We start from the raw sequence: 14,013 nt of genomic DNA on the forward strand, positions 1-14,013 counted from the left end.
CCCTCTTGCCCATGGACCCGCGGAGACCTGCCATGACCTTGCGACTGCTCACTCTTTCCCTGGCCACGGCGCTGCTCGCCGGCTGCGGCGGTTCCGGCGGCGACGCGGACAAGGCGGGGCAGGGCGAGGCGAAGGTGCTCAACGTGTACAACTACTCGGACTACATCGCCGAGAACACGATTCCCGACTTCGAGAAGCAGACCGGCATCAAGGTCACCTACGACGTCTTCGACAGCGACGAGATGGTGGAGACCAAGCTGCTGGCCGGCGGCAGCGGCTACGACGTGGTGGTGCCGACGCTGAACTTCTTCGGCCGGCAGATCCAGGCCGGCGTGTTCCTGCCGCTGGACAAGAGCAAGATCCCGAACCTGGCCAATCTCGACCCGCAGATCATGCAGCGCATCGCGCAGCAGGATCCGGGCAACAAGTACGGCGTGCCGTACATGGTCGGCACCACCGGCATCGGCTACAACGTGGACAAGGTCAAGGCCGCGTTCGGCAGCACCGACATCGCCAACAGCTGGGATCTGGTGTTCAAGCCGGAGAACCTGGCCAAGCTCAAGGACTGCGGCGTGACCCTGCTGGATACGCCCTCGGACCTGATCCCGATCGCGCTGCATTACCTGGGCGAGGATCCGCACAGCACCGATCCGGCCAAGATCGAGCAGGCCGCGGCGCTGATCAAGCGCATCCGCCCGTACGTGCAGAACTTCCACTCCTCGCAGTACGTGACTTCGCTGGCCAACGGCAGCACCTGCCTGGCGGTGGGCTGGTCCGGCGACATCATCCAGGCCCGCGACCGCGCCGAGGAAGCCAAGAACGGCGTGCACGTGGCCTACTCGATTCCCAAGGAAGGCGCGCCGCAGTGGTTCGACATGCTGGCCATCCCCAAGGACGCCAAGCATCCGGACAACGCCTACGCGTTCATCAACTACCTGCTGACGCCGAAGGTGGCCGCGGCCAATACCGACTTCATCCACTACGCCAACCCGGTGCCGCAGGCGACCCCGCTGGTGGACGCGGCGATCCGCAACGACCCCACCATCTATCCGCCGCCGGACGTGGCCGCGAAGATGTTCACCTACTCGATCAACCCGCCCGAGGTGGACAAGCTGTACACCCGCCTGTGGACGGAGATCAAGACCGGCCGTTGAGGCGCTGGTCTTTGCTGTCCCGGGCGATGCGTTGTCGTTGATCCGGGCGGGGCAGCACGACATGCTTGCCCGAGCCGGCCATGCCAAGTGCAAGCGGCTGTTGTGGGAGGGACTTCAGTCCCGACGCGATGCTGCCTGGCACGCATCGCGTCTTCGCCCGTCGCGGCTGAAGCCGCTCCTTCCCCTTTTGCCGGTGCACGCAGGTACCGCGCCGGCACGCTCTCCCGGTCGAGATCGGAGCGGGCAGCACCTCTCCCGTAGGAGCGGCTTCAGCCGCGACAGGCCTTCCCGATAGCGCCCTTCGCGCGACCGAAGGGCGCCTCCGCGCATGGCGCCCCATCGGGCTGAGCGACCGGCAAATCGCTCCCTCGACGCAAGCGGCCGGGTCTGGCGCCGCACAGCATCCGCACTCGCAGAGACGCCGCAGCGCCACCGCCACGCGATGCTCACACACTCTGTACTCGCCGGTACAAATAATGCGCTGGCGGGCGTACGCTACCGTTTGGTGGCGTCGCCGTCCCGATCCGGCGACGTTCTTCCTCTCCCCAGGAATCAGCGACTTGAGCAACCACGACCCAGACTCCTCGCAGGCGCCGCGGCAGACCGCCGCGCGCGACGCCCACGCCGACCAGGGCCAATCCGGCAAGCGCCAGGACGGCGCGCGCGACGACGACGCCGGCAAGGCCGACACCCCATCGCCGCTGAAGAACCCGAAGGTCAAATGGACCCTGCTGCTGATCGGCCTGCTGGTGGTGATCGGCCTGGTGGTGTGGTTGATCTACTACCTCACCACCGGCCGCTACCTGCAGGAGACCAACAACGCCTACCTGCAGGCCGACACGGTGGCGGTGGCGCCGCGGGTCAATGGCTACGTGACCGCGGTGTACGTGCGCGACAACCAGAGCGTGACCGCCGGGCAGCCGCTGCTGGAGATCGACCCGCGCACCTATCGCGCCACCCTGGAGCAGGCGCAGGCCGCGATCGCGGTGCGCCAGGCCGACATCGCCGCTGCCGAGGCCGGGCTGCAGGCGCAGCGCGCCAGCCTGCTGCAGGCACGCACCCAGGTCACCGCGGCCGCCGCCAGCCTGCGCTTCGCCCAGGGCGAGGCCAAGCGCTTCGGGCCGCTGGCTGCGTCCGGCGCCGACACCCACGAACACTACGAAAGCATCGTCCACGACCGCGACCGCGCGCAGGCGCAGTTCGACGCGGCCAAGGCCCAGGTGGTCGCCGCCGAGAGCCAGGTGCAGGGCACCAGCGCCCAGCTCGACCAGGCGCGCGCCGCGCTGGTGCAGGCGCAGGCCGACGCCGCGCAGGCGGAGGTGGCGGTGGAGGACACCCGCCTGACCGCGCGCATCGCCGGCCGCATCGGTGACAAGACCGTGCAGGTCGGCCAGTTCGTCGCCGCCGGCACCCGGCTGATGAGCGTGGTGCCGGTGGAGGCGCTGTACCTGAGCGCCAACTTCAAGGAAACCCAGGTCGGGCTGATGCGGCCGGGGCAGCCGGCGCGGATCGAGGTCGATGCGCTGTCCGGGGTGGAGCTGGATGGCGTGGTCGAGAGCATCGCCCCGGGCACCGGGTCGCAGTTCGCGCTGCTGCCGCCGGAGAACGCCACCGGCAACTTCACCAAGGTAGTGCAGCGGGTACCCGTGCGGATCCGCCTCAAGGCCGGCGCCGAGGCGCGCAAGGTGCTGGTGCCGGGCATGTCGGTCACGGTGACGGTCGACACGCGCAGCGCCAAGGACGCCAAGGAGCGCGTGGAGGAGGAGGACGCGCAGGGCCAGGATGCGGTCGCGCCGCGCGGGCGCACCCCGTGAGCGAAGCGGCCGCGGCGGCCGGCGCGCAGGCGCCGCAAAAGGCCGACACCGGCGCCTGGCTGGCGGTGGCCGCCGGCACCATCGGCTCGTTCATGGCGACGCTGGACATCTCCATCGTCAACGCCGCGCTGCCGACCATCCAGGGCGAGGTCGGCGCCAGCGGCACCGAGGGCACCTGGATCTCGACCTCCTACCTGGTCGCCGAGATCGTGATGATCCCGCTGACCGGCTGGTTCGTGCGCACCCTCGGGCTGCGCAACTTCCTGCTGATCTGCGCGCTGCTGTTCACGTTTTTCTCGGTGGTGTGCGGACTGTCCAACAGCCTGACCATGATGATCCTCGGCCGGGTCGGCCAGGGCTTCGCCGGCGGCGCGCTGATCCCCACCGCGCTGACCATCGTCGCCACCCGCCTGCCGCCGGCGCAGCAGACCCTGGGCACGGCGCTGTTCGGCATGACCGTGATCCTGGGCCCGGTGATCGGGCCGCTGCTCGGCGGCTGGCTCACCGAGAACGTGAGCTGGCACTACGCATTCTTCCTCAACGTGCCGGTCTGCGCCGGCCTGGTGGCGCTGCTGCTGCTCGGGTTGCCGCACGAGCGCATGTACCTGCGCGGGCTGCTCGACGCCGACTGGCTCGGCATCTTCGGCCTGACCGCGGGGCTGGGCGCCTTGACCGTGGTGCTGGAGGAAGGCCAGCGCGAGCGCTGGTTCGAGTCCACCGAGATCGTGCTGCTGAGCGTGGTGTCGCTGGTCGGCTTCATCGCCCTGGTGGGCTCGCAGTTCCTCAGCCGGCAGCCGGTGATCCGCCTGTCGATCCTGCTGCAGCGCAGTTTCGGCGCGGTGTTCGTGATGGTGATGGCGGTGGGCATGATCCTGTTCGGGGTCATGTACATGATCCCGCAGTTCCTGGCGGTGATCTCCGGCTACAACACCGAGCAGTCCGGCTACGTGGTGCTGCTGTCGGGTATTCCCACGGTGCTGCTGATGCCGATGATGCCCAAGCTGCTGACCACGGTGGACGTGCGCGTGCTGGTGCTCGGCGGGTTGAGCTGCTTCGCCGCGGCCTGTTTCGTCAACATGCATCTGACCGCCGAGTCGGTCGGCATGCATTTCGTCGTCGGGCAGCTGCTGCAGGGCTGCGGACTGGCGCTGGCGATGATGTCGCTCAACCAGGCGGCGATCTCCTCGGTGCCGCCGGACCTGGCCGGCGACGCCTCGGGCCTGTTCAACGCTGCGCGCAACATGGGCGGTTCGATCGGGCTGGCGCTGATCTCCACCTTCCAGGAGCGGCGCATGGTGTTCCATACGCAGATGCTCGGCAGCGGCACCACCGCCAATTCGCCGCTGGCGCAGGACTACCTGCACGGCATCGCCGCGCAGTTGCAGTCGGCCTCCGGCGCCGGCGCGGCGATGCAGTCGCTGGCGCAACTGGCGCGGCTGGTGCAGCAGCAGGCGCTGGTGATGACCTACAACGACCTGTTCTGGATCTTCGGGGTGATCGTGGTCTGCACGATCCCGCTGGCGTTCCTGCTCAAGCCGCTGCCCAAGGGCGGCGCTCCGCTCGCGATGCATTGAGGATTCCATGGCCCTGCGTTTCTCCCGCGTTCTCGTCGCCGCCGCGCTGCCCTCGCTGCTGTCGGCCTGCATGCTCGGCCCGGACTACGTGAAGCCGCCGCCGGTGGCCGAGGCGGCGCTGGCGCAGCCGCGGCTGCATCGCGCCGATGCCACGGCGGCCGCCGCCGGCGTGGTACCGGCGCCGCCGCCGCAGCGCTGGTGGGACACCCTGCACGACCCGCAGTTGAGCATGCTGGTCGACCAGGCGCTGCAGCACAGCCCCAACCTGCGGGTGGCGCAGGCGCGCCTGCGCGCCTCGCGCGCGCTGGTCGACCAGCGCCACGCCGAGCAGTTGCCCAGCGTCGGCGCCAACGCCGCCTACCTCAACGCGCGCGCGCCGGATGCGCTGACCGACCGCCTGGGCAGCATTGCCGCCGGCACCGGCCAGCCGGTGGAGGTCGATCCGCGCATGCAGCTCTACAGCGTCGGCATCGATGCCAGTTGGGAACTGGATTTCTTCGGCCGCCGCCGCCGCGCCAGCGAAGGCGCACTGGCCGACGCCCAGGCCGACGAGGCCGACCTGGCTGACACGCAGGTGCAGATCGCCGCTGAAGTCGGGCAGGCCTACCTGGGCTACCGCAGCACCCGTGCGCGCATGGCCGTGGCGCAGCGCAACCTGGAGGCCGCGCGGCAGACCCTGCAACTGACCCGCCAGCGCCGCGAGCGCGGCGCCGACGCCGACCTGCAGGTGGAACGCGCGCAGGCACAGCTGCAGCAGCAGGAAGCGGTGTTGCCGGACCTGCAGGCGCAGGCGCAGGTGGCGCTGGACCAACTGGCGCTGATGATCGGCCGCGCGCCGGGCGCGCTCGACACCGAACTGGCCGCGGACCGGCCGCTGCCGACGCTGCCGGCGACGGTGCCGGTGGACGATGCTGGCGCGCTGATCCGCCGGCGCCCGGACGTGCGCCGCGCCGAACGTCAGTTGGCCTCGTCCTCGGCGAAGATCGGCGAAGCGCTGAGCGCGTATTTCCCGCAAGTGCGGCTGCTCGGCAACATCGGCATGGCCGCGACCTCGCCGGGCGATCTCGGCCGCGATGCAGTCAACAGCGTGGTGGCGCCGTTCCTGCAATGGTCGATCTTCGATTTCGGCGGCACCCGCGCCAAGGTCGAGCAGGCCCGCGCCGGCAATGAAGCGCGCCTGGCCGCCTACGAGGGCACGGTGCTGGCCGCGCTGCAGGACGCCAACGGCGCACTGGCGCGGTTCGGCGCCGCGCGCCAGCAGGCATTGGCGGCGGACAAGGCCGCGGCCTCGGCGGATCGCTCGGCCGCGCTGCTGCAGCAACGCTATGCCGCCGGCGCCTCGTCGCTGATCGATGCGCTGGACGTGCAGCGCCAGCAGGCCTCGGCCCAGGACAGCGCGCTGCAGGCGCACACCCAGGTGCTGCTGCGCTACGTGGCCCTGCAGAAGAGCCTGGGCCTGGGCTGGGCGGCACCTCCGCCACCGGCGTCCGCGCCAGCGCCAGCCACGGCGCAGTAAGCGCGCGCCGCTTTGACGAATCCCCACTCCCCACTCCCGAATCCCACGCCGTCACAGCTACACTGACGATCACCGCGCCACGGTCGCCGCCGCATCGGCGCTGCGCACGACGGCGTGCTTCACGGGGAATCACCGATGGCGTTGAGCGAAGCGAGAACCGACCATCTGCCGGCGCCGCCGCCGGCCAAGGGCGCCGGCTATGTGTCCATCGCCGGCCTGCGCAAGGAGTTCGACGGCTTCGTCGCGCTGGACGACATCGACCTGGACATCGGCCAGGGCGAGATCTTCGCGCTGCTCGGCGGCTCCGGCAGCGGCAAGTCCACGCTGCTGCGTTGCCTGGGCGGGTTCGAGCAGCCCAGCCGCGGCCGCATCGTGCTCGACGGCCAGCCGCTGGATGGGCTGCCGCCGTACCAGCGTCCGCTCAACATGATGTTCCAGTCCTATGCGCTGTTCCCGCACATGAGCGTGGAGCAGAACATCGCCTTCGGGCTGAAGCAGGACGGGCTGTCGCGCAGCGCCATCGCCAGCCGCGTCGGCGAGATGCTGGAGCTGGTGCGGCTGGGCACGCTCGGCAAGCGCAAGCCGCACCAGCTCTCCGGCGGCCAGCAGCAGCGCGTGGCGCTGGCGCGCTCGCTGGCCAAGCGGCCCAAGCTGCTGCTGCTGGACGAGCCGATGGGGGCGCTGGACAAGAAGCTGCGCTCGCAGATGCAGCTGGAGCTGGTGTCCATCATCGAGACCTCGGGCGTGACCTGCGTGATGGTCACCCACGACCAGGAGGAGGCGATGACCATGGCCACGCGCATCGCGCTGATGGAGCAGGGCCGCATCCGCCAGGTCGGCACGCCGGGCGACATCTACGAGTCGCCGAACAGCCGTTTCGTCGCCGAGTTCATTGGCTCGGTGAACATGTTCGAGGGCCGCATCGGCGAGGACCATCCCGACCATGTGACCGTGCTGTGCCCGCAGTTCCCGGTGCCGATCTACATCAGCCACGGCATCACCGGCGTGGAAGGGCAGGAGGTGGCGTTCGCGGTGCGCCCGGAAAAGGTCTGGATCACCAAGGGCGAACCGGAGCAGACCTACAACAAGGCGCGCGGCACCATCGAGGACATCGCCTATTTCGGCAGCCACTCGATCTTCCACGTGCGCCTGCCCAGCGGCATCCGCGTGCAATCCAACTTCGCCAACCAGAAGCGCTGGGACAGCGAAGGCATGACCTGGGGCGACACGGTGTGGGTGTCGTGGGACGACAACGACGGCGTGGTGCTGACCGCATGAGCGCGCCCGTCGTCCCGGTGCCGCCCGAGCCGACGCCGCGGCTGGGCCTGCCGCAACGCGTGCGCCTGCGCTCGCTGCCGGCCATGCGCTGGCTGGTGATCGCCGCGCCGTACCTGTGGTTGCTGCTGTTCTTCGCGATCCCGTTCCTGATCGTGCTGCGCATCTCCTTCGCCGAGCAGGCGATCCGCAGCCCGCCGTACAGCGAACTGCTGGAGTTCCGCGACGGCGTGCTGACGCTGAAGCTGACCCTGCAGAACTACCTGGCGCTGCTGCGCGACCATCAGTACATCGAGGCCTACTGGGGCTCGATCAAGATCGCCGGCATTTCCACCGTGCTGACCCTGCTGATCGGCTACCCGATGGCCTACGCGATCGCGCGGCTGTCGCCGTCGGCGCGCAACATCGCGATGATGCTGGTGGTGCTGCCGTCGTGGACCTCGTTCCTGATCCGCGTCTACGCCTGGATCGGCTTCCTCGACAGCAACGGCGTGCTCAACCGCGCGTTGCTGGCGCTGGGCCTGATCGATGCGCCGCTGCACATCCTGTACACGCCCATCGCCGCCTACATCGGCATCGTCTACTGCTACCTGCCGTTCATGGTGCTGCCGCTGTACGCGACCCTGGTCAAGCTCGACCAGCGCCTGCTCGAGGCCGCCTACGATCTCGGCGCGCCGCCGTGGAAGGCGTTCCTGACCGTGACCCTGCCGCTGTCGCGGCCCGGCATCGTCGCCGGCTGCATGCTGGTGATGATCCCGGCGGTGGGCGAGTTCGTGATCCCGGAGATGCTCGGTGGCCCGGACACGCTGATGATCGGCCGCGTGCTGTGGGGCGAGTTCTTCAACAACCGCGACTGGCCGACCGCCTCGGCGGTGGCGATCGCGATGCTGGCATTGCTGATGGTGCCGATCCTGATCTTCAACCGCTACCAGCAGCGCCAGCTCGAAGGCGGGCAGGCATGAGCGGCGCGCGCGGCGGCATGGGCACGGTGCTGCGCTGGACGGTGCTGGGTGCCGGCTTCGCCTTCCTGTACCTGCCGATCCTGCTGCTGATGGTGTATTCGTTCAACGCCTCCAAGCTGGCGACGGTGTGGGCCGGCTTCTCCACCAAGTGGTACGGCGAGCTGCTGCGCGACCGGCAGATCCTGCAGGCGGCGTGGATCAGCCTGAAGGTGGCGTTCTGGACCGCCACCGCGTCGATGGTGATCGGCACGCTGGCGGCGATGGCGATGACGCGCTTCCGGCGCTTTCCCAGCAAGAGCCTGTTCGGCGCGCTGGTGACCGCGCCGCTGGTGATGCCGGAAGTGATCATCGGCCTGTCGATCATGATGATGCTGGTGTCGATGGGCGGCGTGCTCGGCATCCCGCCCAAGGGCGTGGTGGCGATCTGGGCGGCGCATGTCACCTTCACCCTGTCCTTCGTCACCGTGGTGGTGTCCTCGCGCCTGCAGGAGCTGGATCGCTCGCTGGAGGAGGCGGCGATGGACCTGGGCGCCAACCGGATCAAGGTGTTCTTCCTGATCACCGTGCCGATCATCGCCCCGGCGCTGGTGTCGGGCTGGCTGCTGGCGTTCACCCTGTCGCTGGACGACGTGGTGATCGCCAACTTCGTCGCTGGCCCGGATTCGACCACGCTGCCGATGACCGTGTTCTCCTCGGTGCGCATGGGCCTCAAGCCCAAGATCAATGCCCTGGCCACGCTGATGGTGTTGGCGGTCTCGATCGCCGCGTTTGTTGGCTGGTGGCTGATGGCGCGCAGCGAGAAGCGCCGCCAGCGCGATATCCAGCTTGCCCAGCAGCAGGCGGGCTAGGGCGTGCTGCTTTGCTCCTACGGAAATGGCGGAACACTGTGAGCCATCGCACGCGACGGCATCGCCACGTCGCGGCAACGTCCACGGCGCTAGGCTGACAGGACATTTTTCAAGGAGTCCGCCGCGATGCCTTACGACACCGTCAATCCGGCCACCGGCCAGATCGAATACAGCCTCGAGCTGATGGATGCCGCCGCCGTCGAACAGCGCCTGGCCGCCGCGGCGCAGGCATTTCCCGGCTGGGCGGCGACCCCGCTGGAACAACGCGGCGCGCTGCTGCGCAAGGCCGGTGCGCAATTGCGCGAACAGCGCGACGCGATTCAGCGGGTGATGACCGCGGAAATGGGCAAGCTGCGCAAGGAGGCGCTGGCCGAGCTCGACAAGTGCGCCGCCGCCTGCGACTACTACGCCGAGCACGCGGCCGAGTACCTGCGCGAACAAGCAGTGGCCACCGATGCACAGCGCAGCTACGTGCGCTACGAGCCGCTGGGCTGCGTGCTGGCGGTGATGCCATGGAACTTCCCGATCTGGCAGGTGTTCCGCTTCCTGGCGCCGGCGCTGATGGCCGGCAACGTCGCTCTGCTCAAGCACGCCAGCAACGTGCCGCGCTGCGCCGACGCGATCCGCAAGGTGCTGGCCGACGCCGGCGTGCCGGATGGGGTATTCGACGTGCTGCACATCGACAACGACCAGGCCGCCGAGGTGCTGCGCGATGCGCGGGTGGCGGCGGTCACCCTGACCGGCAGCGAACGCGCCGGTCGCTCCATCGCCGCCAATGCCGGTGGGCAGCTGAAGAAGTGCGTGATGGAACTGGGCGGCAGCGACGCCTTCGTAGTGCTGGACGACGCCGACCTCGATGCCACCGTCGCAGCGGCGGTGAAGTCGCGCTTCGACAATGCCGGCCAGACCTGCATCGCGGCCAAGCGCTTCGTGGTGGTGGAGGCGATCGCCGACGAATTCGTGCGCCGCTTCGTCGCTGCCGCGGTCGAGCGCCGCCTCGGCGATCCGCAGGACGAGGCGACCACGCTGGCGCCAATGGCGCGGCAGGATCTGCGCGACGAACTGCACAAGCAGGTACAGGCCAGCATCGCCAAGGGAGCCAAGCCGCTGCTCGGTTGCGAGCCGGAACGCGGCAGCCACGCCGGCTATCCGGCCTCGATCCTCGACCAGGTGGCGCCGGGCATGCCGGCCTACGACGAGGAACTGTTCGGCCCGGTCGCGGCGATCCTGCGCGTGGCCGACGAAGCCGAGGCGGTGCGCGTGGCCAACGACACCACCTTCGGCCTCGGCGGCAGCGTCTGGACCGCCGACCGCGCCCGCGGCGAGCGCGTGGCCTGCCAGCTGCAATGCGGCGCCGCCTTCGTCAACGCCATCGTCAAGAGCGACGTGCGCCTCCCGTTCGGCGGCATCAAGCGCTCCGGTTTCGGCCGCGAACTGGCCGAGCATGGCATCCATGAGTTCATGAACATCAAGTCGGTGTATGTGGCTTGAGTTGGGAATCGGGAATGGAGAATTGGGAATGGGAGAAGCGGCGGCGCCTGATGGCGCCGTCTGTCACGGACGACTGCACGCCTAACGATTCAGCCTTACATCACGCCTGCAGCACGCCGTCCATTCCCGATTCCCGTTTCTCCATTCCCGCCGCCGCTGCGCGGCGGCTCACAACCACCTCGCCCGCTTGAACGCCACATACAGCGCCACGCACACCGCGGCCACGCCGCCGACCATCAGCGGGTAGGCCCAGGGCCATTCCAGTTCCGGCATCTGCTTGAAGTTCATGCCGTACCAACTGGTGATCAGGGTCGGCGCGGCGAGCAGGGCGGCCCAGGCGCCGAGGCGCTTGACCGTCTCGCCCTGGGCCAGGGTGACCAGCGACAGGTTCACGCTCAGGGCGGTACCGAGCATCTCGCGCAGGGTGTCGATGGCGTCGTTGGTGCGCACCGCGTGGTCGAGCACGTCGCGCACGTACAGGCGCACTTCCTCGGCGATCAGCGGGCCGGGGTGGCGCTTGAGGTGCGCCAGCACGTCCTGCAAAGGCGCCACGCCCAGGCGCATCTGGTTGAGTTCGCGCTTGAGTTCGTACAGCCGGATCGCGGTGTCGCGGCGGTACGCCTCGGCGAAGATGTCCGACTCCAGCCGCTCCAGGCTCTGCCGGAAGGCGTCGAGGATCGGTTGGTAGTTGTCCACCACGTAGTCCAGCACCGCGTACAGCGCGTACGACGGGCCCAGTTTCATCAGCGAGGCCTCGCGTTCCAGCCGCTCGCGCACCGGCGCGTAGGGCAGCGAGGCGCCATGGCGCACGGTCAGCAGGAAGCGCTCGCCGAGGAAGGCATGGGTCTCGCCGTAGACGATGCGCTCGTCGATCACCTGCGCGGTATGCACCGCCAGGAACAGCGAGTTGCCGAAGGCCTCGACCTTGGGCCGCTGGTGCGCCTTGCGGGTGTCCTCGATCGCCAGTTCGTGCAGCTGGAATTCCTCCTTGAGCTGCTGCAGCACCGCGTCGCCGGGCTCGTACATGCCGACCCAGACGAAGCCGTCGTCGTGGCCGGCCAGCACGTCGCTGATCTGCTCCAGGGCGATGTCGTGGCGACGGCCGTGGCCGTCGTAATGCACGCAGTTGATGACGCAGGCGGGATTGGCGGTCGCGGAGGCCATGGCGGGATCGGGTTCGGCGGAGGCGCGCGGGGCGAGTGGCGTCGACGGTATCAGCGCTGCGGGCGAGGGCGGGTGAGCGCCCAGGCCAGCGCCGCGTGCACCGGCAGCAGCAGCGCGATCCATTGCAGGTTGAACTGCGGCTGCAGCATCGACAGCCAGTGGATCAGCAGTGCGGCACCGGCCAGCGCCACCACCAGCCACAACAGCACGTGGAACCAGCGCCCCGGGCGGCGCCCGCGCAGCAGCGCCACGCCGCCGACCAACAGCGGCAGGCACAGCGGATCCAGCAGCAACAGGTTGCGGTTGCCCCAGGCGGCGCGATGCTCGCTGAAGCCCCACAGGTACAGCAGGACCGCGCCGCCGAGCGCGCACAGCAGCCAGAACGGCAGCGCCAGCGCCGCCAGCCAGCGCGGGCGGCGGCCCAGCGCCAGCACGCCCGCCGCCGCGGCCAGCCCGACCAGCAGCCACGGCCACCAGTGCCGCAGTTGTTCCGGCGGCTCCGGCGGCAGCCGCTGCGGCAGCAACTGCTGGCGCGCCTGCACCAGCGGGCGGCCTTCGCTGTTGCGCACCTCGTTCAGGCTTTCGGCCAGGCGCATCGGCACGAAGGCCTCCTCCCAGCGCGACAGCGGCTTGTCGGCGTACGGGCCCAGGCCCAGGTCGAAGCCCAGCCACATCCACGGCGCCGGCGAGGCCAGGCGGACCGATTCGCTGCGGTAGGTGTTGCCGCGCGAGCGGCCGGACAGCTGCGCGTGCAGCGCGCCGCCCATGGCCCGGTCCAGCGCGTCGCGGACCATCGTGGCGCAGTTGGCGGTGTAGTAGTCGTAGCGGTAGCGCGCGTTCTCCGGGCGCGCGCGCCAGGCCAGCGCCTGCTGCAGCGCGCGTGCCTGCGCCGGGGCCAGGTCCAGCCACTGGATGTCGACGCCGCGGCCGGCTTCGCGGTACTGCTCCAGGTCCTCCTGCAGCGGCAGCGCGACCAGGTAGTAGCGCATGTCGCCGGCGGCGAAGCGGCCGACGAAGCCCGGTTCGCTGGGGTCGAAGAAGCCGAAGTTGTACGAGGTGGCCTGGCCGCTGCGCGGATCCAGCACCACGATGGCGTCGTGGCCGAAGCGCTCGAAGAACACTTCGCCGGGCTGCATCGTGGCCACGCCGATGCGCGGCGCCGGGTCGCTGGCATCGGCTGCGGGCCCTGTCGGCGCCGGCGGGGCGGCCAGCGGCGGCGGGGCCGCCGGATCCGCGGACGGCGTCTGCGCGAAGGCCAACCCGGCCCACAGCGCCAGCAGCAGTCCCAGCCAGTACGCCGCGCGCGTGCGCGGCACGGTGCACCCGCTCAAGCGCCGTCCTGCTCGGCAGGCGGCAGGATGGTGACGTGGAACGCCTGCACCCGGCGCGCGTCGGCCTTCGCCACACGGAACGCGAATCGGCCCAGGGTCAGTTCCTCGCCGGTCTCGGGCAGGTGGCCGATCGCCTCGGTGACCAGCCCGCCGACGGTGTCGTAGTCGTCGTCCGGGAAGTCGGCGCCGAAGCGCTCGTTGAAATCCTCGATCGGGGTCAGCGCATCCACCACGTACTGGCCGTCGGCCTGCGCGGCGATTAGCGATGCCTCGTCCTCGGCGTCGTCGTGTTCGTCGTCGATGTCGCCGACGATCTGCTCCAGCACGTCCTCGATGGTCACCAGCCCGGCCACGCCGCCGTACTCGTCGACCACGATCGCCATGTGGTTGCGCGAGAGCCGGAACTCCTTGAGCAGCACGTTGAGCTTCTTCGACTCGGGAATCAGCACCGCCGGACGCAGCAGTTCGCGCACCGTGCCCGGGCCGTGGTCGGCGACCACGCCGCGCAGCAGGTCCTTGGCCAGCAGGATGCCGAGGATGTCGTCCTTGTTCTCGCCGTGCACCGGGAAGCGCGAGTGGCCGGATTCGACCACCTGCTTCATCAGGTCGAGGAAGCGCGACTCCACCGGCAGCGACACCATCTGTGCGCGCGAGACCATCACGTCGCCGACGGTGAGTTCGGAGACCGACAGCGCGCCCTCCATCATGCGCAGCGTGTCGGCGGCGATCAGGCCATCGTGCTGCGCGTCGCGCAGCACCTCGACCAGATCGTCGCGGGTGTGTGGGTCGCCGGAGAATACCGAGGTCAGGCGTTCCAGCCAGCCGCGGCGCTTTTCGTGGGGTTCCGGGGAGGAGCTACTCGGTCCGTCTTCAGACATGTTCTG

11 protein-coding genes are annotated in these 14,013 nt (G+C 69.5%); 8 read left to right on the forward strand and 3 right to left on the reverse strand.

The window, feature by feature from the left end; genetic code table 11:
* The first annotated feature begins 32 nt into the window (after positions 1–32).
* From J7357_RS01760 to J7357_RS01795, 8 genes are all read left to right on the forward strand, one after another.
* Positions 33–1,154: a polyamine ABC transporter substrate-binding protein gene (locus J7357_RS01760; RefSeq protein WP_209244428.1), complete on the forward strand. Its 1,122-nt coding sequence runs from the start codon at positions 33–35 to the stop codon at positions 1,152–1,154.
* A gap of 560 nt (positions 1,155–1,714) precedes the next feature.
* Positions 1,715–2,968, forward strand: a complete 1,254-nt coding sequence (locus J7357_RS01765) for an HlyD family secretion protein (RefSeq protein WP_209244430.1) — start codon at positions 1,715–1,717, stop codon at positions 2,966–2,968.
* Positions 2,965–4,542, forward strand: coding sequence for a DHA2 family efflux MFS transporter permease subunit (locus tag J7357_RS01770; protein WP_041500356.1), 1,578 nt, complete (start codon positions 2,965–2,967; stop codon positions 4,540–4,542). Before J7357_RS01765 ends, J7357_RS01770 begins: the two co-directional genes overlap by 4 nt.
* A gap of 13 nt (positions 4,543–4,555) precedes the next feature.
* A complete protein-coding gene (locus J7357_RS01775; RefSeq protein ID WP_209244881.1) occupies positions 4,556–6,058 on the forward strand; it encodes an efflux transporter outer membrane subunit in 1,503 nt (500 codons plus the stop codon).
* Positions 6,059–6,193: 135 nt separating this feature from the next.
* The gene (gene potA, locus J7357_RS01780) at positions 6,194–7,336 is read left to right on the forward strand and encodes a polyamine ABC transporter ATP-binding protein (RefSeq protein WP_017912269.1); all 1,143 of its coding nucleotides are present in this window, start codon (positions 6,194–6,196) and stop codon (positions 7,334–7,336) included.
* Positions 7,333–8,295, forward strand: a complete 963-nt coding sequence (locus J7357_RS01785; protein WP_209244432.1) for an ABC transporter permease subunit — start codon at positions 7,333–7,335, stop codon at positions 8,293–8,295. The genes potA and J7357_RS01785 overlap by 4 nt, the downstream gene beginning before the upstream one ends.
* Positions 8,292–9,143: an ABC transporter permease subunit gene (locus J7357_RS01790; protein ID WP_209244434.1), complete on the forward strand. Its 852-nt coding sequence runs from the start codon at positions 8,292–8,294 to the stop codon at positions 9,141–9,143. The genes J7357_RS01785 and J7357_RS01790 overlap by 4 nt, the downstream gene beginning before the upstream one ends.
* 126 nt (positions 9,144–9,269) lie before the next feature.
* The gene (locus J7357_RS01795) at positions 9,270–10,634 is read left to right on the forward strand and encodes an NAD-dependent succinate-semialdehyde dehydrogenase (protein ID WP_209244436.1); all 1,365 of its coding nucleotides are present in this window, start codon (positions 9,270–9,272) and stop codon (positions 10,632–10,634) included.
* 168 nt (positions 10,635–10,802) lie between these two features.
* Here the strand turns inward: J7357_RS01795 and J7357_RS01800 are convergent, their stop codons facing one another.
* From J7357_RS01800 to J7357_RS01810, 3 genes are read right to left on the reverse strand one after another with little or no spacing between them, the layout of a single operon-like run.
* On the reverse strand, positions 10,803–11,798 hold the full coding sequence (locus tag J7357_RS01800; RefSeq protein WP_209244438.1) for a magnesium and cobalt transport protein CorA: 996 nt from the start codon (positions 11,796–11,798) through the stop codon (positions 10,803–10,805).
* Positions 11,799–11,848: 50 nt separating this feature from the next.
* Entirely contained in the window at positions 11,849–13,129 is a 1,281-nt protein-coding gene (locus tag J7357_RS01805) for a DUF4105 domain-containing protein (protein ID WP_209244440.1), read from the reverse strand.
* Positions 13,126–14,007: a transporter associated domain-containing protein gene (locus tag J7357_RS01810; protein WP_019801191.1), complete on the reverse strand. Its 882-nt coding sequence runs from the start codon at positions 14,005–14,007 to the stop codon at positions 13,126–13,128. The genes J7357_RS01805 and J7357_RS01810 overlap by 4 nt, the downstream gene beginning before the upstream one ends.
* Positions 14,008–14,013 lie beyond the last annotated feature (6 nt).

It is taken from the genome of Xanthomonas sp. D-109, assembly GCF_017746095.1.
In the GTDB taxonomy this organism is placed as follows: Bacteria; Pseudomonadota; Gammaproteobacteria; order Xanthomonadales; family Xanthomonadaceae; genus Xanthomonas_A; species Xanthomonas_A sacchari.